The sequence below is a fragment of the Ileibacterium valens genome (assembly GCF_001945525.1).
GTDB lineage: Bacteria > Bacillota_I > Bacilli_A > Erysipelotrichales > Erysipelotrichaceae > Ileibacterium > Ileibacterium valens.
This window is the reverse complement of record NZ_MPJW01000189.1, coordinates 27,940-53,760: the sequence shown is the minus strand read 5'-3', so window position 1 is coordinate 53,760 and position 25,821 is coordinate 27,940. Positions and strand designations below refer to the sequence as shown.

At 43.3% G+C, this 25,821-nt stretch carries 27 protein-coding genes, 2 tRNA genes and 2 other annotated features; of the genes, 4 read left to right on the top strand and 25 right to left on the bottom strand.

Annotated features, from left to right (window positions below; genetic code table 11):
- The coding region (locus tag BO222_RS09910; RefSeq protein WP_178391333.1) for a transposase at positions 1-255 on the top strand (255 nt) is incomplete at its 5' end.
- Positions 256-456: 201 nt separating this feature from the next.
- On the opposite strand, the gene tuf is transcribed toward BO222_RS09910, so the two are convergent.
- The 4 genes from tuf to rpsL all read right to left on the bottom strand — a co-directional run bounded on the left by tuf (position 457) and on the right by rpsL (position 4,742).
- Positions 457-1,641, bottom strand: a complete 1,185-nt coding sequence (gene tuf / locus BO222_RS09905; protein ID WP_075820644.1) for an elongation factor Tu — start codon at positions 1,639-1,641, stop codon at positions 457-459.
- 82 nt (positions 1,642-1,723) lie between these two features.
- Positions 1,724-3,796, bottom strand: coding sequence for an elongation factor G (gene fusA, locus BO222_RS09900; protein ID WP_075820643.1), 2,073 nt, complete (start codon positions 3,794-3,796; stop codon positions 1,724-1,726).
- A 36-nt stretch (positions 3,797-3,832) separates the two neighbouring features.
- The gene (gene rpsG / locus BO222_RS09895; protein ID WP_075820642.1) at positions 3,833-4,303 is read right to left on the bottom strand and encodes a 30S ribosomal protein S7; all 471 of its coding nucleotides are present in this window, start codon (positions 4,301-4,303) and stop codon (positions 3,833-3,835) included.
- Between the two features lie 25 nt (positions 4,304-4,328).
- Positions 4,329-4,742 carry a 30S ribosomal protein S12 gene (gene rpsL / locus BO222_RS09890; protein WP_075820641.1) on the bottom strand — a complete coding sequence of 138 codons (414 nt, stop codon included), beginning with the start codon at positions 4,740-4,742 and terminating at the stop codon, positions 4,329-4,331.
- Between the two features lie 489 nt (positions 4,743-5,231).
- Between rpsL and BO222_RS09880 the strand changes: the two genes are divergently transcribed.
- Complete coding sequence (locus BO222_RS09880) at positions 5,232-6,038, top strand: HAD family hydrolase (protein WP_075820639.1); 807 nt, start codon at positions 5,232-5,234, stop codon at positions 6,036-6,038.
- Between the two features lie 269 nt (positions 6,039-6,307).
- Here the strand turns inward: BO222_RS09880 and BO222_RS09875 are convergent, their stop codons facing one another.
- Positions 6,308-7,456: an ABC transporter ATP-binding protein gene (locus tag BO222_RS09875; protein ID WP_075820638.1), complete on the bottom strand. Its 1,149-nt coding sequence runs from the start codon at positions 7,454-7,456 to the stop codon at positions 6,308-6,310.
- Between the two features lie 22 nt (positions 7,457-7,478).
- Positions 7,479-8,186, bottom strand: a complete 708-nt coding sequence (gene hypB / locus BO222_RS09870) for a hydrogenase nickel incorporation protein HypB (protein WP_075820636.1) — start codon at positions 8,184-8,186, stop codon at positions 7,479-7,481.
- Between the two features lie 298 nt (positions 8,187-8,484).
- On the opposite strand from hypB, the gene BO222_RS09865 reads away from it, so the two are divergent.
- Entirely contained in the window at positions 8,485-9,651 is a 1,167-nt protein-coding gene (locus BO222_RS09865; RefSeq protein WP_075820634.1) for an aminotransferase class I/II-fold pyridoxal phosphate-dependent enzyme, read from the top strand.
- Positions 9,652-10,169: 518 nt separating this feature from the next.
- Here the strand turns inward: BO222_RS09865 and rplL are convergent.
- The 19 genes from rplL to BO222_RS09770 form a co-directional block, all read right to left on the bottom strand.
- Positions 10,170-10,538: a 50S ribosomal protein L7/L12 gene (gene rplL / locus BO222_RS09860; RefSeq protein ID WP_075820632.1), complete on the bottom strand. Its 369-nt coding sequence runs from the start codon at positions 10,536-10,538 to the stop codon at positions 10,170-10,172.
- A 20-nt stretch (positions 10,539-10,558) separates the two neighbouring features.
- Positions 10,559-11,080 (bottom strand): 50S ribosomal protein L10, encoded by a 522-nt coding sequence (rplJ, locus tag BO222_RS09855; protein ID WP_075820630.1) that lies wholly within the window; start codon positions 11,078-11,080, stop codon positions 10,559-10,561.
- Positions 11,081-11,111: 31 nt separating this feature from the next.
- Positions 11,112-11,235 (bottom strand) — a sequence feature (ribosomal protein L10 leader region).
- A 96-nt stretch (positions 11,236-11,331) separates the two neighbouring features.
- Positions 11,332-12,015 (bottom strand): 50S ribosomal protein L1, encoded by a 684-nt coding sequence (rplA, locus tag BO222_RS09850; protein WP_075820628.1) that lies wholly within the window; start codon positions 12,013-12,015, stop codon positions 11,332-11,334.
- 14 nt (positions 12,016-12,029) lie between these two features.
- Positions 12,030-12,452 (bottom strand): 50S ribosomal protein L11, encoded by a 423-nt coding sequence (gene rplK / locus BO222_RS09845; protein WP_075820626.1) that lies wholly within the window; start codon positions 12,450-12,452, stop codon positions 12,030-12,032.
- Positions 12,453-12,643: 191 nt separating this feature from the next.
- A tRNA-Glu gene (locus BO222_RS09840) sits at positions 12,644-12,719 on the bottom strand.
- 409 nt (positions 12,720-13,128) lie between these two features.
- Positions 13,129-13,204 (bottom strand) — tRNA-Glu (locus tag BO222_RS09835).
- Positions 13,205-13,605: 401 nt separating this feature from the next.
- A complete protein-coding gene (locus tag BO222_RS09830) occupies positions 13,606-14,370 on the bottom strand; it encodes a GntR family transcriptional regulator (RefSeq protein ID WP_075820624.1) in 765 nt (254 codons plus the stop codon).
- Positions 14,371-14,961: 591 nt separating this feature from the next.
- Positions 14,962-15,609: a metallophosphoesterase gene (locus BO222_RS09825; protein WP_075820622.1), complete on the bottom strand. Its 648-nt coding sequence runs from the start codon at positions 15,607-15,609 to the stop codon at positions 14,962-14,964.
- The gene (locus tag BO222_RS09820; RefSeq protein ID WP_075820620.1) at positions 15,609-16,139 is read right to left on the bottom strand and encodes a DUF1307 domain-containing protein; all 531 of its coding nucleotides are present in this window, start codon (positions 16,137-16,139) and stop codon (positions 15,609-15,611) included. The genes BO222_RS09825 and BO222_RS09820 overlap by 1 nt, the downstream gene beginning before the upstream one ends.
- A 284-nt stretch (positions 16,140-16,423) precedes the next feature.
- Entirely contained in the window at positions 16,424-17,539 is a 1,116-nt protein-coding gene (locus BO222_RS09815; RefSeq protein WP_075820618.1) for an aminotransferase class I/II-fold pyridoxal phosphate-dependent enzyme, read from the bottom strand.
- The gene (locus BO222_RS09810) at positions 17,539-18,270 is read right to left on the bottom strand and encodes an amino acid ABC transporter ATP-binding protein (protein WP_075820615.1); all 732 of its coding nucleotides are present in this window, start codon (positions 18,268-18,270) and stop codon (positions 17,539-17,541) included. Before BO222_RS09810 ends, BO222_RS09815 begins: the two co-directional genes overlap by 1 nt.
- Positions 18,263-18,934, bottom strand: a complete 672-nt coding sequence (locus BO222_RS09805) for an amino acid ABC transporter permease (RefSeq protein WP_075820613.1) — start codon at positions 18,932-18,934, stop codon at positions 18,263-18,265. The genes BO222_RS09810 and BO222_RS09805 overlap by 8 nt, the downstream gene beginning before the upstream one ends.
- Entirely contained in the window at positions 18,927-19,709 is a 783-nt protein-coding gene (locus tag BO222_RS09800; protein ID WP_075820611.1) for a transporter substrate-binding domain-containing protein, read from the bottom strand. Before BO222_RS09800 ends, BO222_RS09805 begins: the two co-directional genes overlap by 8 nt.
- 71 nt (positions 19,710-19,780) lie before the next feature.
- Positions 19,781-19,972, bottom strand: a binding site (T-box leader).
- 368 nt (positions 19,973-20,340) lie between these two features.
- Positions 20,341-21,696, bottom strand: coding sequence for a PFL family protein (locus BO222_RS09795; RefSeq protein WP_075820609.1), 1,356 nt, complete (start codon positions 21,694-21,696; stop codon positions 20,341-20,343).
- A gap of 11 nt (positions 21,697-21,707) precedes the next feature.
- Positions 21,708-21,977 (bottom strand): ACT domain-containing protein, encoded by a 270-nt coding sequence (locus BO222_RS09790; RefSeq protein ID WP_075820607.1) that lies wholly within the window; start codon positions 21,975-21,977, stop codon positions 21,708-21,710.
- 94 nt (positions 21,978-22,071) lie between these two features.
- Complete coding sequence (locus BO222_RS13790) at positions 22,072-22,212, bottom strand: hypothetical protein (protein ID WP_158024592.1); 141 nt, start codon at positions 22,210-22,212, stop codon at positions 22,072-22,074.
- A 91-nt stretch (positions 22,213-22,303) separates the two neighbouring features.
- Positions 22,304-22,813 (bottom strand): hypothetical protein, encoded by a 510-nt coding sequence (locus tag BO222_RS09780; protein WP_075820602.1) that lies wholly within the window; start codon positions 22,811-22,813, stop codon positions 22,304-22,306.
- Between the two features lie 379 nt (positions 22,814-23,192).
- A complete protein-coding gene (gene pta, locus BO222_RS09775) occupies positions 23,193-24,167 on the bottom strand; it encodes a phosphate acetyltransferase (protein ID WP_178390442.1) in 975 nt (324 codons plus the stop codon).
- Positions 24,168-24,183: 16 nt separating this feature from the next.
- Positions 24,184-24,465 (bottom strand): hypothetical protein, encoded by a 282-nt coding sequence (locus BO222_RS09770; RefSeq protein ID WP_143356995.1) that lies wholly within the window; start codon positions 24,463-24,465, stop codon positions 24,184-24,186.
- A gap of 592 nt (positions 24,466-25,057) precedes the next feature.
- Here BO222_RS09770 and BO222_RS09760 point away from each other — a divergent pair.
- Positions 25,058-25,612 carry a folate family ECF transporter S component gene (locus BO222_RS09760; protein ID WP_075820596.1) on the top strand — a complete coding sequence of 185 codons (555 nt, stop codon included), beginning with the start codon at positions 25,058-25,060 and terminating at the stop codon, positions 25,610-25,612.
- The last annotated feature ends 209 nt before the right edge of the window (positions 25,613-25,821 follow it).

The following is a 25,821-nucleotide window of genomic DNA, read 5'->3' as shown; positions in this document are numbered from 1 at the left end:
CGGGAGAACATGTCTTCAGATGAAGGACATGAGATTATGGTCAGCCGGAGCATTCAGGCGGAAGGAACCTTCGGAGATCTTAAAGAAAACTACAGATACAGCCGATTGAGACGCCGGGGACTGGAAAACGTAAAATTTGAGGTGCTTATTGTGGCCATGGGACACAATATCAGAAAATTAAACAACAGAAATCGGATGAGTTGCTCAGAACTCGAACGTTATGGAAAATTAAAGGAGCAGAAAAGCGAAATCTGAAAAAGATTATAAACAGTCTTTTTGAGTTTTGGCTCTTTTCAGTGCGTTCAAAAATTGACTTGAGCGGAAAAACACATCATAAAACAAGATTGAATCAGATAAAAAGCATAGAAAAAAGGGGCTGTAAATCTCGCTGATGAAAAATCAGTCGAAATTTAACAGCCCCTTTAACTACGTTATGAAATAGAGTTTGAATAAAAATTATTCAACGATTTCAGTTACGTTTCCAGCACCTACAGTGTGTCCACCTTCACGGATGGAGAATGTAGTACCGTTTTCGATAGCGATTGGAGCGATCAGTTCAACGTTCATTTCAACGTTATCGCCAGGCATAACCATGTCAGTTCCTTCTGGAAGAGTGATGACACCAGTTACGTCAGTTGTACGGAAGTAGAACTGAGGACGGTAGTTGGAAACGAATGGAGTGTGACGTCCACCTTCTTCTTTGCTCAGTACATAAACCTGGGCTTTGAATTTTGTGTGAGGGTGTACAGAACCTGGTTTTGCAAGAACCTGTCCACGCTGAATTTCGTCACGGGATACACCACGAAGCAGTGCACCGATGTTGTCACCAGCCTGAGCTTCATCAAGCTGTTTGTGGAACATTTCAAGACCAGTTAATACAGTAGAACGAGTTGGTTTGATACCAACAACTTCAACTGTGTCACCAAGGTGAGCAGTACCACGTTCAACACGACCAGTAGCAACAGTACCACGGCCGGAGATAGTCATAACGTCTTCGACAGCCATCAGGAATGGTTTGTCAACGTCACGAACTGGGTCGTCGATCCAGCTGTCAACTGCATCCATCAGTTCATCGATAGCAGGAGTCCATTTTGGATCGCCTTCGAGAGCTTTCAGAGCAGAACCACGGATGATTGGAGTGTTGTCGCCATCGAATCCGTATTCAGTCAGCAGTTCCTGTACTTCCATTTCAACAAGGTCGATCAGTTCTTCGTCATCAACCATGTCGCATTTGTTCAGGAATACAACGATTTTTGGTACACCTACCTGACGAGCAAGCAGAATGTGTTCACGAGTCTGAGGCATAGGACCATCAGAAGCAGCTACAACCAGGATAGCACCATCCATCTGAGCTGCACCAGTGATCATGTTCTTGATGTAGTCAGCGTGACCCGGGCAGTCTACGTGAGCGTAGTGACGTCCGTCAGTCTGGTATTCTACGTGAGCGGTATTAATGGTAATTCCACGTTCTTTTTCTTCAGGAGCACCATCGATATCGTCGTAGTTCTGTTTTTCAGCCATACCTTTGCCGGCAAGAACACTGGTGATAGCAGCTGTTAAAGTTGTTTTACCATGGTCAACGTGACCGATGGTTCCAATGTTGACATGAGTTTTACTTCTGTCAAATTTTTCTTTAGCCATTTATATATCCTCCTAAATGCTAAATTCAGTCTTTCTAAATTCTAAAACAACGGAAATCTAAAATCAACAAATCTTTGAAGGACTAGCGTCCACTCTCTTTAATAATCTGTTCAGAAACGGATTTTGGTACTTCAGAGTAGTGGTCAAACTTCATGGAGTAGTTTCCACGTCCCTGAGTGAAGGAACGCAGGTCGGTTACATAACCGAACATTTCAGCAAGAGGGATCATCGAACGAACGATAACGGCATTTCCTCTTTCTTCCTGGTCAGTAATCTGACCACGGCGGCTGCTGACATCTCCCATGACAGAACCAAGGTATTCAGCTGGAGCAGTTACTTCAACAAGCATGATTGGTTCAAGCAGAACTGGATTACACTTCTTGGCAGCTTCACGAAGAGCCATGGAAGCAGCAATCTTATAAGCCTGTTCAGAAGAGTCGACATCATGGTAGCTTCCATCAAACAGAGTCGCCTTGACATCGATCATTGGGAATCCGGCAAGAACACCTTTTTCAAGTGCATCCTGCAGTCCCTCGTTGGTTGGTTTGATGTACTCTCTTGGAACAGTTCCACCAACTACGGCATCCACGAATTCATATCCCTTACCTTCTTCATTCGGTTCAAATTTGATCCATACGTGACCGTACTGACCTTTACCACCGGACTGACGGATGTATTTTCCTTCACATTCAGCGGCTTTGCGAATGGTTTCACGGTAAGCAACCTGAGGTTTACCAATGTTTGCTTCAACATTGAATTCACGGCGCAGACGGTCAACGATGATATCGAGGTGAAGTTCACCGACACCAGCGATGATTGTCTGTCCAGTTTCCTTGTTCGTGTAAGTTTTGAAAGTTGGATCTTCTTCAGCCAGTTTAGCCAGAGCAAGACCCATTTTATCCTGGTCGGCCTTCGTCTTTGGTTCAAGAGAAAGTTCGATTACAGGTTCCGGGAATTCCATCTTTTCAAGAATGATTTCATTATCCGGATCACACAGCGTATCACCAGTTGTGGTATTTTTCAGACCAACAGCTGCGGCAATATCGCCGGCGTAAACTTTAGGAATTTCATGGCGCTGGTTGGCATGCATCTGCACGATACGGCCAAAACGTTCTCTCTGATCTTTTGTCGAGTTCAGAACATAACTTCCAGAATCGGCTGTTCCGGAATAAACACGGAAGAAAGTCAGTTTTCCTACGTATTTATCAGTCATGATCTTGAATGCAAGAGCAGAGAATGGTTCGTCATCAGAAGAATGTCTTACAGTCTCGGTTCCATCAGGCAGAGTTCCCTGGATAGCAGGAACATCTACTGGAGAAGGCAGATAATCAACGACGGCATCCAGAACCATCTGTACACCTTTGTCCTTATAAGCAGATCCGCAAAGAACCGGGAAGAAGTCACCGTTGCACACAGCGATTCGTAATACACGCTTGATTTCTTCGATTGAAGGTTCTTCACCTTCAAGAACCATCATCATGAAGTCTTCGTCATAGTCTGCAAGGTATTCAAGCAGTTTCTGACGGTAGTCTTCCATCAGGTCAACGAGATCTTCAGGCACTTCGCCTTCAACGATCTTGATTCCCTTATCGCCTTCGTTATAGAGGGCTTTTCTTTCGATAATATCAACAACGCCCTTGAATTCGTTTTCTGCTCCGATAGGAAGCTGAATTGGGCATGATTTAGCCCCCAGACGGTCGATAATGGTATTGCAGGACATGATGAAGTCAGCACCAGTTGAGTCCATCTTGTTTACAAAAACAATTCGCGGAACTCCATAAGCGGTAGCCTGACGCCATACAGTTTCAGTCTGTGGTTCAACACCGGCTTTAGCATCAAGAACAGTAACCGCACCATCGAGTACGCGCAGGGAACGTTCAACTTCTACTGTGAAGTCCACGTGACCCGGAGTATCGATGATGTTGATGCGGTTGCCTTTCCAGTGAACGGTTGTAGCAGCGGAGGTAATTGTAATACCGCGTTCTGCTTCCTGTTCCATCCAGTCCATAGTGGATGCACCATCATGGGTTTCACCAATCTTATGGTTAACACCTGTATAGAACAGAATACGTTCAGTAGTGGTTGTTTTTCCGGCGTCGATATGGGCCATGATTCCAATATTACGAGTGTTGTCTAATGTATATTCTCTTGGCATATTCGACATCCTTTTCTATTTATTAAAAGCAGCTGATTACCAGCGGTAATGAGCAAATGCTTTATTGGCTTCAGCCATTCTATGAACATTGTCACGCTGTTTAACAGAAGCACCAGCATTGTTGGCTGCATCGATGATTTCAGCGGCAAGACGCTGTTCCATAGTCTTTTCATTACGCAGTCTTGCGTAGTTTACAAGCCAGCGCAGACCAAGTGTCAGTCTTCTTTCTTCGCTGACTTCAACTGGTACCTGGTAGTTGGCACCGCCGACGCGGCGAACTTTCAGCTCCAGCTGAGGCATAACATTTTCGAGAGCCTGTTCAAAAACTTCCATAGGAGGTTTTCCTGTTTTGACTTCGACGATATCGAAAGCATGATACAGGATCTTCTGTGCAGTTCCCCGTTTTCCATCAATCATGATTTTGTTGATTAAACGAGTGACAAGTTTAGAGTTGTAAATTGGGTCTGGTAATACATCCCTTTTTGCAATATGTCCTTTTCTAGGCATGGTTTATTCTCCTTTCACGATTGATTTATTTTTTTGGTTTCTTCGTTCCGTACAGGGATCTGCTCTGTTTGCGGTCATTCACACCAGCGCAGTCAAGTGTTCCACGAATGATGTGGTAACGAACACCTGGCAGGTCCTTAACACGTCCACCGCGGATCAGAACAACAGAGTGTTCCTGAAGGTTGTGTCCGATTCCTGGAATATAAGCAGTAACTTCCATTCCATTGCTTAAACGTACACGAGCGTATTTACGCAGTGCTGAGTTTGGTTTCTTTGGAGTCATGGTACCAACACGGGTGCAGACACCTCTTTTCTGAGGGCTGGACAGGGTAGTCGGTCTGGACTTTAAAGAGTTGTAGCCGCGGTTTAATGCCGGGGCTTTGGAAACCTTCTGTCCGGTATGACGGCCTTTGCGAATTAACTGGTTAATTGTAGGCATGGTTATCTCCTTTCCTCTTATGGATCAGCCGGCTGCTGCCAGCTTGTCTTCAACAAACGAAACCGGGTGGATCATTTCCACCGCTTTTTTTACGGGCTCAAGCCCGTTTTTCGCATGCTCGTTAAATTTACAAAATCAGTCGGTCTATGTCAATAGAAAATACAGATTTATTTTACTTTCAGGGCAAAAATCGATAAAAAAATACTTTTCATCTCTATTGCCGGTTTATTTTCAGATAGATCGATCCAAAAAATCCAGATTCGTGAAAGGATCAGATGATGAAAACTTTATGAAAACGTTGTCGTCTGGTTGAATTTTATTTACATTTAGTTTCAAGTTTCGCAGCGCAATCTGTCCAGATCAGAATAACAGCCAGGAACAATGTGATAACTAAAACAGCTGTGACAAGCAAATTGACGCTCTTTTATCCTGAATCTTCTTATAATTGAACTGAACACATTCAATGAGTTAAAGACTGGAGGATAGATCATGAAGCATAAAATTGTTTTTTTTGATATGGATGGAACGCTATTTCAGACGACGGATGGAATTATTCAGGATTCAACCCTGGCCGCCATTGATCGTCTGAAAAATCAGGGATACCTGGTGGCAGCAGCTACAGGACGCGGCCTGAATATGCTAAAGCCCATTCTTGATCGTGTTACTTTTGACTATTATGTATTAATCAACGGAGGATATGTTCTTGATGGTGATTTCAACGAGATTGGCGCAGGACCGATTGCCCGTTCTGATATTCAGGATCTGGTAGAACTGGCTGGAAACAACGATCTCGGCCTGCTGTTCCATTTTGGAGATTCTTCATACATCTATAATAACTTTTATCCGATTTACGATTTCATGAAATATACCAATTCTCTGGATGGTGTCTTTTACGATCAGACCCAATCCTTCCACCATCGCCACGACCCTTATCAGGCAATCGTCCTGACTCGTGATTCTGGCATTATAAGTGATTTTATTGAAAGCCATCCGGATCTGCGCATGGATTTAATCAATGTAAGAACGAACGGCTTTGCCTATGATCTGTTCCACGCTGGAAACGATAAAGCTTCTGGTATTGAAACAGTTCTTGAGCGTGAAGGACTCAGTTGGGACGACGTTATTGCTTTTGGAGACTCAACCAATGATATCCGCATGCTTGAAAAAGCGGATTTGGGAATCGCGATGGGCTCTGCATCCGATTTCGTAAAATCTTTTGCCAATCGAACCACCACTTCTGTATACGCAAACGGAATCTTCAATGCCGTCAAGGATATTCTGGCTGAAGAAGAATAGTCTAACCTGACAAGTATCTGATCAGAAACCTGAAGAAGTGTTCTTCAACCATAACCACGAAAGCAGCATTAAAATCGAATAAAAAAACAGGATAGGCAAAAGGGAGCGCAATGATTCACTGCACTCCCTTTTTATATGTCTTTGATTATATGTTTTTGATCCTTTTTTGTATGTTTTGTTTACATCTCTGGTTTTGCTGGATCTCAATGATCTGACCATTTGCAGACATCGCTTATAAGCTAATCCATTTATTTATATTTGATTCCATATCACAGAAGTCCGTCGGATTTGTCACCGATATTCCTGGTTATGATCTGATTTCCTTCTGAATCAAAGTAGACTCTGCTTAATATTCGAAAACCAAAGACCGAGCAATCCTGCAGATCCATCTTTTGATCCGCTTTTCGCTCTTCAAGAACCTGAATCTGATGATTTTGAATTGTAAAGACAAATAATCTGCCAAAACCAGCTTCAGTCGTCGATATCATCTTTGCTTCAAGAAAGTTCTGATCCTTTCTATTTTCCCGCTCTAATCTTCGATCTGTTTCTTTTTGATCCCCTGGATTGAGGTAAACCACTTCTGCCTGCCATGGATAAAATCCCATCCAGAGTGCCTGTTCTGGAATTTCCTGCTGCAGGTGTGCTGGCAGACCGCTTATATTTTGCACAGAACTCAGATCATAAAGGTTCATTGGAAAATAGCCCATACTTCCTGCAGTAAAAAGGCTTGAAGGATCATTGATCATGGACCAGATCTCTCCCATTCTCTGCAGCTTGCCATTTTCAATTAGCACCATAGTCTGTCCAAGCTTTAAAGCCTCCGAGTAGGAATGGGTAATCAGAATCAGAGTAAATTTTCGTTTGGCATGCAATTGCAGAATTTCTTCGATCAGCTGCTCTTTTAAGGCACTGTCAAGCCCCTGAAAGGACTCATCCATCAGCAGCAGGTCCGGATCTTTCATGAAAGCCCGGGCTAAGGAGACTCTTTGTCTTTGTCCGCCGGACAAAGTAGAGACGGGACGGCCAAGCAGATCATCGCATTTAAAAACTCTAGCCCACTGTTGCGCTTTCTGTTCCCTCTTTTTACTGGATACTGAATTTGCAGGAATACCGTATTTTATGTTTTCAAGAACCGATAATCTTTCAAATAAACCATCCCGCTGAAAGACCATGCTGATTTTTTCAGCGTTATTCTGAATCGTTCCTGAGATCGGCTTCTGGAGTTTACAGATCAGCTTGAGCAATGTGCTTTTTCCTGCTCCGGAAGGCCCAAACAAAACGGTTCTAGATCCTTTTTGGATTTGCAGAGAGAAATGATCAATAATCATTTCAGCATGTGGATCATTCTTTTTTGCATAAGCAAAGCGGACATCGTCAAAGACAATGGCCGCTTCATTTTCTTTATTCTTTACTTTCATATCCTATTCGTGCATTTTCTGATTACTCTGTTTTCGAATTCTTCGAATTTGAGTCTTTTTCATTTGTTAAACGCCGCTGTCTGGCTTCAATCCAGTCGGCTATCTCCTGCAGACCTTCACCCGTCTTGGAGGAATAACGGATAATTGGAAGATTTGGATTCAGTACCCGGACTGCTGCAAGAAACCGGTCCATATTGAAATGGAAGTGCTCTGCTGCATCTGATTTTGAGACGACCAACAGATCTGCCCTTTGAAAACTTGCAGGATACTTCAATGGTTTGTCTTCTCCTTCTGGAATGGAAAAAACCAGAATTTCCGCATGAGCCCCTGTTTTCAGGGAGACCGGACGCGAAAGCGAACCGTTATTTTCTAAAAACACAATATCCAATTCATCCTGAAGCCTCGATTCAAAACCATTCAGTCCCTCATAGACCATCCTTGCATCAAGATGGACTCCATCGGGTGTCAGCATCCGGACAGTCGGATATCCAAGATCTCTTAAGGCGCTTATTGCATGTGAACTGTCATAGTCCGCTTCAAGCACTCCCGCTGACAGGCCTGCTTTTTTCATCAATGAATACAGCTGTTTTAACAGAGTGGTTTTCCCAGCCCCGGGAGAAGAAAAGAAATCGGCAAGCAGAACCTGATGAGAACCTAACCAGTTCTTCAATTCTTCGGCATATTTTTCATCAGAATTTGCGGCCTGCTCCGAAATCACGATTGCATTCATGCTGATCACCTCCGCCACAGTATTTTCTGACAATCATTCTGAGTTATAACCTATGTGCTTTGTACCTCAATTATAACCGAACAAAGTGACATATAGAGGCCTGCCAGGAAATTATTCACCATAATCTGATAATTCGAAGCATACAACAGTCTGGCTTAAAATGAAAAAAGCTGTAAATTAGCTGTTCATCCTGTAAATCTTTTCACAAAAGCGATAAGATGGTACTCGATCCTTAATTTTTGAACTTATCTTATATTTGAATATCTATTTATATCTTAGGATCAGGAGGTTTTATTTGATGAATATCGAATCCAGGCGTGTTGGCTCCATACTCGCTCCTTCCTTTAGTGCGCTGGCCAATCTGAAAAAGAAATATATACAGGATCATCAACAGGAAGTCATCGATTTTTCGATTGGCAGTTCCAACATTCCGCCTGCCGATGCGATTAAGGATATCCTTGCTCAGGCCGCTTTGGAGGATGCAAGCTATCAATATACGCTGAATCCTGGTGATGAATTGATCGCAGCCGTTCAGAAATGGTATCAGCAACGATATGATACTGAACTTGAAGAAAAAGAGATTGCCATTCTGAAAGGTTCACAGGAAGCCTTATCTCATATCCCCATGGCTTTTCTGGATGAGGACGATCTTCTTTTACTGCCGGATCCTCATTATCCGATTTATTCCATCGCCTGCTCTATTAACAATAATCCCATTTATGAAATGCCGCTGAAACCAGAAAATGATTATCTTCCTGAATTGGATCAGATTCCAGAAGAGGTTTTGGACCAGGCAAAAATGATCCTGGTTTCCTATCCTAACAATCCAACCGGGGCCTGTGCACCGGATTCGTTCTATGAAGAACTGATCGATTTTGCCAGAAAGAACAATCTTCTTGTCGTTCACGATAACGCCTACTCCGAACTGCTTTTTTCCGGAAAACCAGGCCGCAGCTTTCTCTCATTCGAGCACGCAAAAGAGGTGGGTATTGAGCTCAATTCGCTGTCTAAATCTTATTCTTTAGGCGGAGCGAGATTTGCCGTAATGGTTGGCAACGCAGATATGATTGCCGCTTATCGAAAGCTTCTGGATATGATCGACTTTGGGGGATTTGCCCCAGTCGCTAAAGCTGCTGTTTATGCCCTGGAAAATGAAAAGGAATTTCCAAAAACAGTCTGTCAGGAATATAAGCGCAGACGGGATGTTCTGATCGAAGAATTTGAAAAGGTCGGATGGAAAATTGAGCCTTCTCAGGGAACCATGTTTGTCTGGGCGCCTGTTCCTGATTCCTATCAGGATTCCATGGAATTTACCATCGATCTATTAAACAAAGCCGGAGTTCTGGTACACCCGGGAACAAATTTTGGCTCTCTTGGAAAGTATTTTGTCCGGTTGGCTCTGGTTCGTTCTGATCAGGAAGTCAAGCTGGCAGCGAAGCGAATTGCTGCTTCCGGCCTGTTTTAATGGTTAAAGCCGACAGACTGCTAATCCTTGACAAATCCGAATCGGATACTTTTTCAATTCTTAGAAAATAGAGTTTCAGAAGGTGGCATCCGGCTCAAAATTTGCTATAATCTAATCGCTCAAGGAATACATTTTTCCTACATCTGAGATATGGGATTCCGGACGATTGAGCCGGTGTTGAAGACCGTTCCTGTTGATTCCAATTTTCGAATCTTCAGAAGATCGGTATCCTAAACGCTTGATCAGGAAACCCACCTGTACAAACGACAGGTAAAAATCTCTTTCTTGAGTTTATAAAGCTGAATCTTCGGATTCGGCTTTTTTTATTTTCCCTGATTCCTTTTATCCTTTTTTCTCTCTGGAAGAGGACGAATAAGAAAACGAGGAAGTAAAAGCAGAAAAAAAAGAGACACCAGTTAAGGTGTCTCGCAGAATTCAGCAGCCGGGGTTTAAACAAACATTTCGTATGAACCCGAACTGAATTCTTCTTTTTGTTTTCTTGTAAGCTTAAATGATTCTTACTTAACTTCAACAGATGCGCCGGCAGCCATGAGTTTTTCTTTGATTTCATTAGCTTCTTCCGGAGAAATGTTTTCTTTGATTGCAGCAGGAGCGCCGTCAACCAGTTTCTTCGCATCAACAAGTCCAAGACCAGTGATTTCACGTACAGCTTTGATAACTGCAACTTTAGTTCCACCAACTTCTGTCAGAGTAACAGTTACTTCGGTTGGTCCTTCATCTACAGCTTCAGCAGCGGCAGGAGCAGCTACAGCAGCAGCGGCTACAACACCGAATTTGTCTTCGATTGCTTTTACAAGATCGTTCAGTTCTAAGATGGTTGCTTCTTCAAGATATGCAAGAATATCTTCCTGAGTTAATTTAGCCATTTATATATCCTCCAATGTGCTTATTCAGCAGCTGGCGCTGCTTCTGTGTTAGTGCCTTCTTTGGCTTCTGCTAATGCCTTAACGGTCATAGCAAATTTGATAACAGGTGCGTTCAGGCAGGATGCAAATTTCGCCAGCATGCCTTCCTTGTTTGGCAGACTCGCTAAAGTCTGGATGGTTGCATTGTCTACAACAGCTCCGTCAACGATACCGTTTTTCAGGATCAGTTTGTCGTGTGTTTTTGCGAATTTCGCAAGAACGCGGGCAGGAGCTACCTGGTCAGCACCAAATGTAAGTGCGTTTGGTCCAACCAGAGTATCAATGATCTCATCATATCCAAGTTCTTTGGCTGCACGCTGAGCGTAAGTGTTTTTATACACTTTCATGCTAACGCCTTCTTCACGGAGAGCGCGGCGAAGTTCTGTGACTTCACCAACAGTCAGACCGCGGTATTCAACAACGACAACGCTTTTAGCGTCCTTCATCTGCTGAATCAGGGCGTTAACGTCAGCTTCCTTCTGAGCAAGGATTTGTTTGTTCATCGTGTTCCTCTGCTTTCTGTATATTGCATCAATATTCAAAGAAAAAGCCCGCAAAGCGGGCTTGACGAGCACAGTAAAAAAACAACCAGCGTCAATCCCTCGGTAACAAATTAAGCTTTCGCAGTTACTGTCTTTGGAATAGGTTCACCATCCGGTGATGGGCTTTTTCGAAACAGGATCTGTTCCTTTTTAAGAATTATTGAGAACAATCAAAATAATAGGGAAATAAATAAACGGTGTCAACTGTTCGTTTACTTAATTTCAACATGAATTCCAGGACCCATGCTTGTAGAAAGAACAAGATTCTTCATGTAAGTTCCTTTTACTTTAGCAGGTCTTGCTTTTTTGATGACATCATAAAGAGCCTGGAAGTTTTCTACCAGTTTTCCATCATCAAAAGATACTTTACCGATCAGGCAGTTGATGTTTCCGGCCTTGTCAACACGGTAAGTGATTTTACCTTTTTTAACTTCATTAACCGCATTGGTTACATCCATTGTTACGGTTCCAGTTTTTGGGTTAGGCATGAGACCTTTCGGTCCGAGCATACGACCGAGTTTTCCAAGTTTACCCATCATGTTTGGAGTAGCGATCAGAACATCAAATCCGAGCCATCCGCCCTGGATTTTTTCGATCAGATCGTCTGCGCCTACAAAATCTGCACCGGCTTCTTCAGCTTCTTTTGCCTTGTCGCCTTCAGCAACGACGGCAACAGTCTGAGATTTACCAGTACCGTTTGGAAGAACCATCGCACCACGGATCTGCTGATCAGCATGACGTGGGTCTACATTCAGGTTGAAGGATACTTCAACGGTTTCGTCAAATTTAGCTGTGCTTGCTTTCTTAGCAAGAGCAACTGCTTCTTCAACTGTATAAGTTTTCGTTTTATCTACAAGCTTGCTAGCTTCTGCAAAACGTTTGCTCTTCTTAGCCATTGTTCTTTTCCTCCTTACCCTTCATAGCCGTTGATCTTGATACCCATGTTTTTAGCAGTACCAGCAATGATCTTCATTGCGGCATCTACGTCATTGGCGTTCAGATCCGGCATTTTATATTCAGCAATTTCACGCAGCTGGTCAGCAGTGATAGAACCTGCTGTCTGCTTCTGATCTCCGCTGGCCTTGCTGATGCCGGCGGCTTTTTTAAGCATGTTAGCTGCTGGGGTTGTTTTCAGTACGAAATCGAAGCTCTTGTCTTCATAAGCAGTGATGACTACAGGTACAACGTCCCCTTTACGATCTCTTGTTGCATCGTTGTAGGCGTTGCAGAACTGAGGCATGTTAATACCAACACCGGCTAAAGCTGGTCCTGGTTTTGCTCCTCCAGCAGGAAACTGGAGTTTTACAACTTTAGTAACTTTTTTCTTAGCCATAAGACTCTCCTCCTTGTATGGTCTTATGCAGTGGTTTACGGAATCGTCCTCCCACGCATGCCAAACTATTTTAGTAAATACACCCTGTTTTCACAAGTCATATGTGAAGATCTTATAAAAAGCATGAAAAACTGTTCGAATTCTTCTCAATAAAAAAACCTTTATCTTTCGATAAAGGGCTGCTTTCAAAATGGTGACGCGTACGGGATTCGAACCCGTGAATGCATGCGTGAAAGGCATGTGAGTTAACCGTTTCTCCAACGCGCCATCTAAGATCTTTATTTGCTGATCAATCAGTGCTCACTTATGTTATCACTCAAATTCCAAAATGGCAAAAGAAACATTTCAATTTCAGTTATTTAAAACTAACTTATAGATGATCTTCACTATCTGAATGCCTGCCGCCGCGGTTTCATTCTTCAAACCTGGCTAGTTATTTAACAACTCGAACAAACCAATCATTCTCTGATTTCCATCGTTTTATTCATTCTTTGAATCCAGTTTTACAGAAGAGAAGAATTGCATTTTTTCTGAACGTACTTTTCATCGATTGTTTTTTCCTGACTCTGATTCTTTTGGCCGCTACACCTTTCAGGTTATATATCTTTCAGAATATACAAGCTATATAATTAAAGAGCCTGTCTGATTACTCAGACAGACTCTGTTGATTTCAAAATGGTGACGCGTACGGGATTCGAACCCGTGAATGCATGCGTGAAAGGCATGTGAGTTAACCGTTTCTCCAACGCGCCATATATAGTTACTTAAGACGGCCGGCATGTCTTAAGGCTTGATTAGTATAACACACCGTTTAACGTTGGCAAGCAAAACAATTAATTTTTTTGAACTTTTTTCACGACTTTTTTGGGACTCATCTCATACCAAATTCATTCTTTATCCTTGCGGACTGACAACCACTGTAAAATCCGGATACATCAACGCTTTGAAAAGCAGCAGGGCCGCGCTATCGCGTTTTATGGTTCCTGGTGTTTTCCTGGTTCAATCTTTTTCTTTTCTCTGTTTTTTACTTTATTTTTTCTCTGTCTTGTTTCTGTTTTTTTTCTCAGCTTTACTTCGTTTATCTGCACTCTTCAAATCAGCCAATGATCATGAATGTCAGATTTGCAGGCTATTGCTTTGCACATTGAATGACTCAGTGCGTGTTCTGACTGGTAGCCCGCAGACAGTAGGAACTCATGTCCCCACGACTGTAGTCAAGTTCGATGGACAGCAGTCGTCTGGCGCCATCTGTTGTCTTTCTTGTACGGCATAATACGGGGACTTCATCCGAAATCCTGAGTGCAGCTCTGACTTCCTGATCCGGGATCATTGCCCGCAGAGACTCTTCATAATGCCTCTGATTTTCATTGACATGATTCAGCAGCCGCTGATGAATCTCACTGCGGCTGACTGGCCCTTCTTTTTCCTGAACCTTTTCCGAACCGGCATACCATGTTTTTGAAAAGCTCAATGGAATATTATCAGAGCCAAAAATCTGAACCTGACAATACATCATCTGCTCTTCTGGAAGATTAAACTCCCCGATAATTTCTTCTGGTGGGTATTCACGCACAATCTGTTGAAAAACCAGCTCTCCCTGCTTTTTCTTGCAGGGATGGATTCGCCAGTGCTCATCTTCGTAGGCTTCTTCTTTTTGTTTAGGAGACTGCCATATAACAAAAGTTCCCCTTCCGCGTCCGCGGTTGACCAACCCTTCTCTTTCGAGATCGAGAATGGCCTGTCGGGCCGTAATTCTGGATACCCCAAACAGCTTCTGGATCTGCGCCTCACTGTCGAGGCGTTCTCCATGTTTGATCTGTCCATTCAGTATCTGTTCCTTGTACAATTCCTTTATCTGGATATACAGCGCTTTGGATCCTTTCTGAAAGTTCAACAATTCCGTTCCTGTCTGTGCCATTCCGGTTCTCTCCTTCCTTCAATTCCTTACAGTTTTGTTCTTTTACTTCACATCTGGAGTGGCATTTCAAGCGATTCATTGATTCAGCTGCGTATTTTCATTCTGGTGTTTTTAAAGATTGAAAATCGCATGAAGAAAGAAAAAGCAGTAGTTCAGTCCGATTGACAGGTGAAATGCTGCAGCAATTTTTCACATTCACCTTTGATATATCCAGCTGACGCTGGATTATACCAGATATGCAAGGACAACTTAATTCCATCCTTGAAAATGGTTCTTATCGTTATAACTGATAATTATGTGCCATCAAAATGATTCATCATCCTGGATAACAATATAACAATAAGGAAAGGAGAAAAGAGAGAAATAATCATATCGGGACAGGATGATCAGTCAGGATCGATCCGACAGATCAGTTAAAATCTCCTGATGATTTGAAACGATCGAAATGATTCAATGATCGATTCCTGTTTAATCAGGAGATTTCTAAGTCCATTCGTCTGAATGGAAAGTCATCTTATATGCAAGCAAAAGAAGCATTTCAGACGGTTTGTCTGATTTATGAATTCTGACTTTGTGCTTACAATTTACTCCTTAGTTGATCAGGGAGTTTTCTGAAACAGACATCTTTTCTCTTCTTAACTTGTCATTTTCAATCCACTCATCAAGCGTAAGCGGAATATAGTTGGAATACATACAGAAGCAGTTGATCATATTGAAAGGAATAGGCTGACTCGAACCATCTCCAATCGAACGATGGGTCTGCGAGCGAATAAAATTTCCATACATCTCAAGGAATTTCTGATCCCTTGTATCATGGACGTGTCCGTATAACATGTAGCTTTTGGGATTCCCATCTTCATCCTTGCGGTACTGTCCGTTGTAGCAGGGCATCGGATAGTGAGACAGACAGACCTTGCGCCGGTTGTCCCTGAGTTCCGCATATTCGCGAATCCATACAAAATAAGAAGGATCAAAATTCTTATCTTTCAGATACAGGTCATGGTTGCCGACAATCAGGTATTTCTTCCCATTGAGCATTTCAAGAATTTCATTGGTCTGTATTCCATTACCCCAGGAGAAATCTCCCAATATTACGACATCATCATTCTTTCGCACTCTTTTATTCCATTGTTCAATCATGAAATCATTCATCGCTTCCACGCTCTCGAAAGGGCGGTGATCCATTTGGGATAGCAGTTTTTCATGCCAGAAATGGCAGTCGGAGATGTAATAACGCATCAGTCTTTCTCCCTGGACAGGCTGAGTCCCAAAGGACAGGCTTTGTCATTAAGTCTGTCCCGGGTCTTCTGGAATGAAACAAACGAGCTCGTTTCATCTCCGCCCTGCAGGAGTCCTTCTTTTTCAAGCTGCTTCAAATCTGCTTTTTCAAGGTCATAGACCGTTGTGACTTCAAAAGCCTTTTCGGTATCCTTAATCGAAATATCGATTCCATCTAAGGACGAGTGCATTGATTTCGCGCTTTTTTCAAGCGCTTCTTCTGCTTTTTTTCGATCCGTATTTTCGGCAACGCCGATCTCTGAATCAGAAATCGTTATCGTCTGAATAATGCGGACTATCTTATCTCCCCTGGCTTCATAGGTCGTATTAACACCTGGACCATTGCAGACCAGCGAGAGCCGGATTTCACTTTGCTCCTCATTTGCACCAGTGTTTTGAGAATCTGATTCAGACATATTGACGCGCATACAGCCTGAAAGCAGGCAGATTCCCAGAAAAATCCATATTTTATTTCTTCCTTTGTTACTCATTTTTTCTATGGCCTCTTCGTTTTTGTTATATCATAATTACACAAGAAAGTCTTTACCCGGGTAAAGACTTTCGGAAATTGTGTGTTTCTCAACAGAAAAAGACAAATATTCTAAACGATTCAGAATATTTGTCCTTATCAATATATTCATTTTAAATCAAACAGAGATTTCCTGCCTGTTTTTTTACAGGATAGTTGTCTGCAGGAATGTCTGAACGTCATTCCATCCTGTTAATTTCCTGATTTTTCCTTTAAAGGAAATGATTAAATCACAACCAGTGATATTCATTTTTGCAGGGTTGATGGATTTTGTTTTAAATACTCTTGCAGAAAGTCTCTGACTTCATCCAGTGAACCCTGGATATTTTCATGAATAAAGCCTAATCCGATTCGGACATAGCCTTCCTTTCCAAAACAGGATCCGGGAACAAAGAAAATCCCGGTCTGATCCAGAAGTCTGCGGCAAAAATCAGCCGAATCCGTTATGGGAACAATTTTCATAAAGCCAAGGCTGCCGTTTTCCGGTTTCACCCATTCAAAGTCTTTCTGAAGTCCGATCCATTCATCCACTGTCTGCCGGTTATGCCCGATCACTTTTTCAATCGGTTTTCGGATTTCATCCCGATGCTTTAAAGCGATGTATCCAAGCGTATCGATTAAGGGGCCCGTTGAAATCAGTGAATAATCTCTGGCCAGGGTGATATCGGAAACGACGCTTTCTGGTCCCTTGATCCATCCGATTCTCAGTCCCGGCAGTCCCAGTGTCTTGGAAAGACTTGAAGTGACAATTGCCTGATCATACAGATCATTAAACGAAGGATGATCTTCATCCGGATACAGATACACTTCATCGCATAAAATCCAAACATGATGTTTTTTGCAAATCTCTGCGATTTTAAGCATCTGACTATTGGACAGGCTGGCTCCGGTTGGATTAGCTGGATGGTTCAGAATCAGCAGTTTCGTTTTTTTGTTGATGCTTTTTTCCAGCTTCTCTATATCCAGTGACCAGTCTTTTTCATTCAGTTCAATCAGCGTAACCTGGCATCCCATTTTTTCTGGAATTTCCCAGAATTGCTGATAGCCGGGTACGTAGGTAATGACATGATCCCCTGCTTCCAGAAGCACCTCCATGACCAGCCGGCTGCCCTCAGAACACCCATGCGAAATCGCAAGCGTTCTCGGGTTTCGATCCTTATAAAAAGAGAGGATCTTCTCTCGCAGGCGAAGATCCCCTTCTATCGTTCCATAGTCCAGAACCAGATTCTTAAGCAGATCCGGCTCGAAGTTTGCCAGCTGCTCAAAACTCAGGGAATCCGCCGAAGAATCAGTCAGGTTGATCCTGGCCTGATGTTCATATTGTGTCATCCATTGTTCAGATAAAAAGCTGGCAGGTTTCATCAGTTATAAAATACCTTTCCTAAAAATTCCCTGGCCCGATCCGTCTTTGGATTGGAGAAGAACGTTTCGGAATCCGCTTCTTCAATGACTCTTCCAGCTTCCAGAAAGACAACGCGGTCTGCTACCTTGCGGGCAAAACCCATTTCATGTGTTACGACAATCATCGTCATCCCCTGTGCAGCAAGATCCTGCATGACTTCGAGAACTTCCTTGATCATTTCAGGATCGAGCGCCGAAGTCGGTTCATCAAAAAGCATGATATCCGGATTCATGCACAGCGCTCTTGCAATCGCTACACGCTGTTTCTGACCTCCTGAAAGCTGATTGGGATAGCTGTCTTTCTTATCGAGAAGTCCAACTTTTCCCAGATACAGCATAGCTGTTTTTTCTGCTTCTTCCGGAGTCTTCTGTAAAACAGAGATCTGAGCCAGAGTGCAGTTATCCAAAACAGTCATATTTGGAAACAGGTTAAAGTGCTGAAATACAAATCCCATCCGATTTCTCAGACGGCGAAAGGATTCCTTGTTTTTCGGATTGAGAGCTTCGCCTTCAAGATAGACAAGTCCTCCATCCGGTGTTTCCAGGCCGTGAATACAGCGTAAGAATGTCGATTTACCAGAACCGGAAGGACCGATCAGGCAGACGACTTCTCCTTTATTGACTTCCAGAGAGGCATCATTTAAGGCATGCAGACCGGAAAAGTGTTTGGAGATATGTTCGGCTTTAATCACTGACTGCAAGCCTCCTTTCCAATCGGCGGGCAAACCAGGAGATGACTAACGTCATACACAGATAAATTACCGCCGCAATGATCAGCGGATACAGATAGTTATAGTAGCGGGCACCCAGGACCTGGGTGTTGTACATCAACTCACCTACGGCAATACAGGAAGCAAGTGAACTGTCCTTGATCAGCGTAATGAATTCAGAAACCATCGGCGGAATAATGCGTTTGAAGGCCTGCGGCAGGATTACCTTAAGCATCATGGTCCAATAGGAAATCCCAAGGGTCTCACAGGCTTCCCACTGCCCTTTTTCAACCCCCTGAATTCCTGAACGGATCAGCTCGGTCTGATAGGCACCCGAATTCAGGGATAAGGCGATCAGAGCAACCATGGTGACATCCATACGAATGCGAACCCCTGTAACCATTCGAATCAGAACTGGAACTCCCAGGTAGAAGAAGAAAATCTGCAGAAGCATCGGGGTTCCACGAAATAGTTCGACATAGATTGCTCCAAGCCAGTTAAAGATTTTCACTTTAGAAAGTCTGGCTGAAGCCATAATGACACCAATTACCATCCCAATGGTCAGGGCCCCAAAAGCGAGCAGTAAGGAAAGCCCAGCCCCCTGAAGCAGGAAGCCGAGATTCTCTGCCGTTAGAATCTTACTCATTCGAAGCGACAAACCACTTTTCAGTTAATTTTGTATAATCATCGCTTTCCTTGAACGCTTTGATTGCAGTATTGATCTGGTCAAGGAGCTCTTTGTGGTCTTCTGTTGTGTAAATCAGATTTTCTTCATCTAGAAGCTCTTCATCGAGAACTTTGTATTCACCATTTGCGGCATAGGAATCAGCTACAGCCTTATCGATAATTACAGCATCGATTCCGTCAGCCTTCAGGTTTTCCATCAGCACTTTGGCATCACTGATTGCCTGGACATCAGCTGCGTCTACCGTACCGGCAACAGTTTCGCCAGTTGTTCCCTGCTGAGCTCCAACCTTCTTGCCTGCCAGGTCTGCAGAAGAAGCGATATCAGAATCAGCTTTTACAACGATCACCTGTGCGGAATCATAGTAGGAATCGGAGAAGATTCCTTCTCTGTCTTCATCATAAGTAAATCCAGAAATACCGAGATCGATCTGTCCGGCCTGCAGGCTGGAAATAATCGTATCAAAAGACAGTTCTTCAAAATCGTAAGTGTAGTTATAGCCATTTTCATTGAGGTAGTCGAACAGCCATTTTGTCATATCGACGTCGAATCCTTCAATTTCACCCGCGGTGTTCTTGGATTCATAAGGTGGATAGTCTGGTGAAATTCCAATCAGAATTTCCTTGGCTTCTGCTGGAGCCTCTGAGCCTGCTGCATCGTTTGATCCAGCGTTTGAGCAGGCTGCTAACGTAAGCGCCATAGAACCCGCAGCCAATACAGTCATCAGTTTTTTCATGAGTTAATTTCCTTTCCGGGCACACGCCCAATGGATAAAAAGAGACAGCGGAAAATAAAAAAACGCCCCTGCGAAAGGACGTGAATCACGCGGTACCACCTGACTTCCCTGTTCATTGAACAGGACGCTTGTCCATAACGCGGACCGCGGCAGGGATTAGCCTGCACTCCAAGACACGTTCCAGAGTTTCCTCCAGCAACTTGCACCAACCGCTGCCTCTCTTCAGGATTCCCGTCTGTACTCCTTCTCTTCAACGTTTATGCGAGTATTTAAGCACATGAACCATGGATTGACAAACCCTTTTATTCAATTTGAACAATAAATCCCATATTCATCCACATTTTGGGCTTTGATTTATGAATTAGTGAATGATTTCAGAACCATTATGGAGAAAACAGGACAGATTTCGAAGGGATCTAGAATCGATTAGCTGGTCTGAAGGAGGTGTTGATGCCTTTGATCCATTCACATCTTTGACAAACTTATGTCTTTTATATTTTTGGGTTATATCGCCAGACCGATGAGTCGTGTTCTTCATTATAAATGCCAAAAAAGGACAAGACCTTTCTGTTGACCTTGTCCTTTGAATACCGATTTACTTTTAATCTTTATAGTTGATTTTTTCTTGCGGTTAGTTTTTAAGAGCCTGCAGAGGAGCAGGAATTCTTCCTCCACGGTTTACAAATACAGAATTATTTTCCTGATTGACTGGCATGACTGGACCAGAGCCAAGCAGACCACCGAAATCCAGAACCTGTCCCACTTCATAACCGATGGCAGGAATTACACGAACCGCTGTTGTCTTGGAATTTACCATTCCAATAGCGGCTTCATCTGCAATCATTCCGGCAATGACATCCGCACTGGTATTTCCAGGAACGACAATCATATCAAGTCCAACTGAGCATACTGCGGTCATGGCTTCCAGCTTTTCAAGAACGAGACATCCGCTTTGAGCCGCATGGATCATTCCTGCATCTTCACTGACTGGAATAAAAGCGCCGGAAAGACCACCGACATGACTCGTTGCCATGACACCGCCTTTCTTGACGGCATCATTAAGCATAGCCAGACAGGCAGTTGTTCCATATGCGCCGCAGGTCTGCAGCCCAAGTTCTTCAAGAATGTAGGCAACAGAGTCCCCGACTGCTGGAGTCGGTGCTAAAGAAAGATCTACAATCCCGAAAGGAACACCTAAGCGTTTGCTGGCCTCTTTTCCAACAAGCTGACCCATACGGGTAATCTTAAATGCGGTTTTTTTGATCAGGTCGGCCATTTCATCCAGGCTGGCTTCCTTGCTTGCCTTAGCTAACGCTGCGCGCACCACGCCAGGACCGGAAACGCCAACATTAATTACGCAGTCTCCTTCGCCAACTCCATGAAAGGCGCCGGCCATGAATGGATTATCTTCAGGAGCGTTGCAGAAAACGACGAGTTTGGCTGCCCCAATGCAATTTCTATCGGCTGTAATTTCGGCGCTTTTTCTGACGACATGGCCCATTTGTCTGACGGCATCCATGTTGATACCCGCCTTGGTCGAACCGATGTTGACTGAAGAGCAAACGTGCTCTGTCTGCGCAAGGGCTCTGGGAATGCTTTCAATCAGTTCATAATCCCCTTTTGAATAGCCTTTCTGAACCAGCGCTGAGTAGCCTCCGATGAAGTTGACGCCCAGTTTATTCGCGCATCGTTCCAGAGTTAAGGCATATTCAACCGGATCGCCTCCGCTTGAAGCGACTAACAACGCGATCGGAGTCACCGAAATTCGTTTGTTTACAACGGGAATTCCGTACTCACGGGAAATATCTTCACCGGTTTTTACCAGATCCTTCGCCAGGCGGCAGATCTTTTCTTCAATTTTGCGGCAGGAAACATGGATATCCGGGTCGCAGCAATCCAGCAGGGAAATTCCCATCGTGATCGTACGAATATCCAGGCATTCCTCATCAATCATTTTTATCGTTTCAAGAATCTTATCTGTCTGCATGAATGGACCTCTTAAATGCTGTGCATCGCGTTGAAGATTTCCTGATTCATCACGCGGATAATCAAAGCCTGCTGAAGGCCAAGTTCTTCCATTTCCGAAGCAAACACGTCAAATGGAACGGTCATGGCATTCATGTCTACGATCATCGTCATAGAGAAGGTACCATCAAGAATAGTCTGAGCCACCTCGAGAATATTTACGCTGCGGGAAGCGCACAGGGTTGAAGTCATGGCCAGAATGCCCACCCGGTCGTTGCCGATAACACTGATAACTGCTTTCATAATCCTATATCCAATCCTTTCTGGTTCAGAGGACAAGCTCTGATCATTCATTACGTCTGGTACTGATTCGTTTTCAATTTTTCTGAATCGTTTTTTATACAGTATGCAGCGAACAGGCAGCTTTCGGTACAGAATTCTGATCCATATTCCAATCAATGAAATGATTCGAACATTCCTTTACCAGACTCTGCGCGATTCGTATTCCCTGAATCCACTGTTTCTGACGTTTCATCATTTCTTTTGCCTGACTTAAAAAAAGAAAAAAACGATTCATCAAATTGAAAAATTTGACGGAATTTGATGTGAATCCCGTCTGATTTTTTATTTTACAGTTTTACTGAGACTTTGGAAAACTTTTCAAGATCATAGGGCTCATAAGCGTTCTGAAGCCCTTCCACATTGACTTCATATTCACCAGGCATAAACTCTGTCTCATTCTGTTTTTTTAACAGTTCCAGGATCTGACGGCTTTCTTCCTTTGAAAAATCATGACTTCTTTTGGCGCGGATCTGATTGGTTCCATCAATCAGAAGCAGCTCTGCACTGAGCAGATCCCTGTTAAGGAGTGCCTCCTTATCATCACATTCCTGTACGTTGAAATAAAAATCACCGGAATCCAGCGGTCCGCCTTCGACAATAAAGAAAGCCAGATCATTGGTATAGCAGAAATGAAGGTCAATTGGCTGTCTGAACAGCTCGATTTCCTCATCACTCCAGAACTGGTCTTTTACAACCAGTACAAAATGACCATCCACAAAATCAGTCACGCTGCCTTCATCCACTTCGTAAGGAAAAATATCTCCCTTTTTGTGTTCATTTTTATGTTCATCTGTCATTGCGTTTCTCCATCTTCTACGCCATTCCATCGTGCAGGGTTATATTTCCAGAATGAAATCTTTCAAAATGAAATCTTTGATTCGCTTTAAAGGCTTCAATTCTGTCAGGACCAATATGTTGAGGACCAATATGTTTTTTATCAGACACCATGCTTTGAATACGATGTTTTATTCTTCAAGTGCTGTCTTTGAAAGGCGTTCAAAATCATTATAAATAGTCAGGCGCCTCTTTTTATCTTCATTCACCCAGATCAAATAAAAAGCTTTCCGAAAGCAGACCAGATTTGCCTGTTTTCAGAAAGCAATGAGTGTAGATTATCTGATCAGGATACTTCGCAATCAGATTTTTCTGAGTAAAGCTTGATCTCAGAGCAGCCAATTAAATGCCAAGAGCTTTCTGAGCTGCTGTGACAACAGCCATCTTGTAAATTTCTTCTTCGTTTGCGCCGCGGGAAAGGTCATTGATTGGAGCATTCAGACCCTGTAAAACTGGTCCGATGGCTTCCCATCCGCCAAGGCGGGCTGCGATTTTATAACCGATGTTTCCAGAAGAAAGGTTTGGGAAAATAAAAGTGTTGGCATGACCAGCAACCTTGCTTTCCGGAGCTTTTAAGGCAGCGACTTCAGGGCTTACAGCACAGTCAAACTGCATTTCACCATCCACGTCAAAATCCAATGGCATACGTTTCAGACGGATTGCTGCTTCTGACATTTTTGCTACACAGTGTCCAGTTGCACTTCCAAAGGAAGAATAGGAAAGCAGAGCGACTTTCGGTTCAATTCCAAAGGCTCTTGCGGTAGCCGCGGTCTGAATGGCAATTTCTACCAGTTCATCCGGGTTTGGATCACGGTTGATGGCACAGTCTCCCATCAGACAATGATCATCTCCCTTTTCCATCAGGAAAGCGGAGGATACCAGACTCTGACCTGGAGCGGTTTTTACCAGCTGCAGTGCAGGACGAACGGTATCTGCAGTGGAATAGGTTGCTCCACCAAGCAGACCATCGGCTTTTCCCATTTCAACTAACATGGTTCCGAAGTAGTTTGTCTGAGTCAGTGCCTGTCTGGCAGCTTCCATGTCGAGACGTCCACGACGCAGTTCAACCATACGGACAGCCATTTTATCAATATCCGGGTATTCGGAAGGAGCGATTACTTCAATTCCAGTAATGTCGAATCCATTTTCAGTGGCACAGGCATTGACCTGTTCATGTTCGCCAAGCAGAATTGGCCTTACCACATTACCTTTTTTTAGACGAACGGCAGCACCCATAACTCTTGGGTCCCATCCTTCAGTAAATACAATACTTACATCTTTTCCAGCGACTTTTTTTGCTAAATCTTCTACGATCATGACTCAATTTGCCTTTCTAAAAGCGATGGTACTGAAGGCCAGCAGACCGGCTGTTCTGTAAATTGCCATCAAATGGAATGTTGCTTTCATTGTGGTCTGCTGCGATTTTGCTAAGCTTAAAGCATTCAATGCAAATTTCAGGATTCATCCAATAAGATCGATCCTGAATCTTCATTTCTGATTCCTGAATTTTGAATATCACAGCTTTGCTTTTTGTCATTACCCATTTCCTGAGCATGTTTTTTTCGGCCTGATTGAATAACGATGAATGAACGGATCCAACCATAGATCTCTTCACCGATCCATCCGATCGATTTTTGAGATTGTCTGCAGAACAGATATGCCTGAAATGATAAGGCCTTCGATATCGCCCTTTGTTTTAAGTATACCGTTTTGAGGCCACAAAAAGCGGTTTTGTCCCCTTATTATTTTTTTCACAACTTCAGCCCTGTAAGCGCTTGATCTTTTCGTAAAACCCTTCCAGTTCTTAAAAAAAACTCCACTTTTATCGATAATTTTCATTATTTTCAATCTGATCACGATCATCTGCCTTTAACTCTGCTCTGGCAGGAGTTGACTAAGACAGAATCTGACACGTAAGATACGCTCAGTTCAACAGAGCACGAATTCGGAAGTTAAGTGGGCAGATTACGGGATGAACTGTCAGCATTCAGAACTGCGATTCATTGGTCAGTCAAATGAATCCTTCAAAACGATAAATTTCGATCTTTTCTGATTTTATCGAGCCGTTTGTGAATGTCTGGTACGTTGAGCATGTCGAGCTGGATCTGCCACGAAAAGCGAAAGCTTGCTGTCTGGATTCTTATCCCGCTGTCTCAGAAAATTTTTTCTCTCTTTTTTCTGTTCGGTGGGAAAGGAGGGATTATACAATGCAAAAAAACACGAATCTGCTGATCTGGAAAAGTGAAAGTCTGCAGCACACAAGAGTGCTTGTCGGCGTCGCGCTTTTCATGGCCTTAGATGTCCTTTTAGGATCTTTAAGCATCAATCTGACTGAAACTCTGAGAATCTCGTTTACCTTTCTTGGCGTGGCTGCAAGCTGTTACTTTTTTGGTCTGTGGCCAAATGTTCTTGCCGCTTTTCTGGTCGACCTGCTTGGCTATCTTGCCCATCCGGTTGGACCCTACATGCCATTATTTGCGCTTACTGCCATCCTGAATGCCGTCATTTATTCGGTGTGCTTTTATGGCATGCAAAAGATCAGTCTCAAACGCGTCGCCTTAGCCAAGGGAATGTCGACTATTCTATGCAACATTGTCATTAATCCGATTCTTCTTTCCATGCTTTATGGCACTCCATTCTGGGTTTTGATGAGTGAACGTCTGGTTAAAAACCTGATCCTGTTTCCAATCGAAACCGCTATGCTTTACTTTGTCATTCGCGAGTGCATCCGGCTAAAGAAAAGAATTCGCTGGCTGAATTAGAATTTTGTCCATTGATTAGAAACAGGTCGTATGATCAATGCTGAATCGGATCGATTACAGGTTGAATGAGTTCATGCCGGATGTAATGAATCGAAAGATCAGATACAAAAATCAGGCGGTCAATCTCAATTTATTAGATTGACCGCCTTTTCTTATTGTTTGTTCCCTGTTGTCTATTGGTCTGTTTGTGATTATTTATTTCTTATCGT

Excerpts from the sequence above, each read along its gene's own strand:
- tuf (WP_075820644.1), bottom strand. The coding sequence starts at position 1,641 with ATGGCTAAAGAAAAATTTGACAGAAGTAAAACTCATGTCAACATTGGA.
- fusA (WP_075820643.1), bottom strand. The coding sequence starts at position 3,796 with ATGCCAAGAGAATATACATTAGACAACACTCGTAATATTGGAATCATG.
- rpsG (WP_075820642.1), bottom strand. The coding sequence starts at position 4,303 with ATGCCTAGAAAAGGACATATTGCAAAAAGGGATGTATTACCAGACCCA.
- rpsL (WP_075820641.1), bottom strand. The coding sequence starts at position 4,742 with ATGCCTACAATTAACCAGTTAATTCGCAAAGGCCGTCATACCGGACAG.
- BO222_RS09880 (WP_075820639.1), top strand. The coding sequence starts at position 5,232 with ATGAAGCATAAAATTGTTTTTTTTGATATGGATGGAACGCTATTTCAG.
- BO222_RS09875 (WP_075820638.1), bottom strand. The coding sequence starts at position 7,456 with ATGAAAGTAAAGAATAAAGAAAATGAAGCGGCCATTGTCTTTGACGAT.
- hypB (WP_075820636.1), bottom strand. The coding sequence starts at position 8,186 with ATGAATGCAATCGTGATTTCGGAGCAGGCCGCAAATTCTGATGAAAAA.
- BO222_RS09865 (WP_075820634.1), top strand. The coding sequence starts at position 8,485 with ATGAATATCGAATCCAGGCGTGTTGGCTCCATACTCGCTCCTTCCTTT.
- rplL (WP_075820632.1), bottom strand. The coding sequence starts at position 10,538 with ATGGCTAAATTAACTCAGGAAGATATTCTTGCATATCTTGAAGAAGCA.
- rplJ (WP_075820630.1), bottom strand. The coding sequence starts at position 11,080 with ATGAACAAACAAATCCTTGCTCAGAAGGAAGCTGACGTTAACGCCCTG.
- rplA (WP_075820628.1), bottom strand. The coding sequence starts at position 12,015 with ATGGCTAAGAAGAGCAAACGTTTTGCAGAAGCTAGCAAGCTTGTAGAT.
- rplK (WP_075820626.1), bottom strand. The coding sequence starts at position 12,452 with ATGGCTAAGAAAAAAGTTACTAAAGTTGTAAAACTCCAGTTTCCTGCT.
- BO222_RS09830 (WP_075820624.1), bottom strand. The coding sequence starts at position 14,370 with ATGGCACAGACAGGAACGGAATTGTTGAACTTTCAGAAAGGATCCAAA.
- BO222_RS09825 (WP_075820622.1), bottom strand. The coding sequence starts at position 15,609 with ATGCGTTATTACATCTCCGACTGCCATTTCTGGCATGAAAAACTGCTA.
- BO222_RS09820 (WP_075820620.1), bottom strand. The coding sequence starts at position 16,139 with ATGAGTAACAAAGGAAGAAATAAAATATGGATTTTTCTGGGAATCTGC.
- BO222_RS09815 (WP_075820618.1), bottom strand. The coding sequence starts at position 17,539 with ATGAAACCTGCCAGCTTTTTATCTGAACAATGGATGACACAATATGAA.
- BO222_RS09805 (WP_075820613.1), bottom strand. The coding sequence starts at position 18,934 with ATGAGTAAGATTCTAACGGCAGAGAATCTCGGCTTCCTGCTTCAGGGG.
- BO222_RS09800 (WP_075820611.1), bottom strand. The coding sequence starts at position 19,709 with ATGAAAAAACTGATGACTGTATTGGCTGCGGGTTCTATGGCGCTTACG.
- BO222_RS09795 (WP_075820609.1), bottom strand. The coding sequence starts at position 21,696 with ATGCAGACAGATAAGATTCTTGAAACGATAAAAATGATTGATGAGGAA.
- BO222_RS09790 (WP_075820607.1), bottom strand. The coding sequence starts at position 21,977 with ATGAAAGCAGTTATCAGTGTTATCGGCAACGACCGGGTGGGCATTCTG.
- BO222_RS13790 (WP_158024592.1), bottom strand. The coding sequence starts at position 22,212 with ATGATGAAACGTCAGAAACAGTGGATTCAGGGAATACGAATCGCGCAG.
- BO222_RS09780 (WP_075820602.1), bottom strand. The coding sequence starts at position 22,813 with ATGACAGATGAACATAAAAATGAACACAAAAAGGGAGATATTTTTCCT.
- pta (WP_178390442.1), bottom strand. The coding sequence starts at position 24,167 with ATGATCGTAGAAGATTTAGCAAAAAAAGTCGCTGGAAAAGATGTAAGT.
- BO222_RS09760 (WP_075820596.1), top strand. The coding sequence starts at position 25,058 with ATGCAAAAAAACACGAATCTGCTGATCTGGAAAAGTGAAAGTCTGCAG.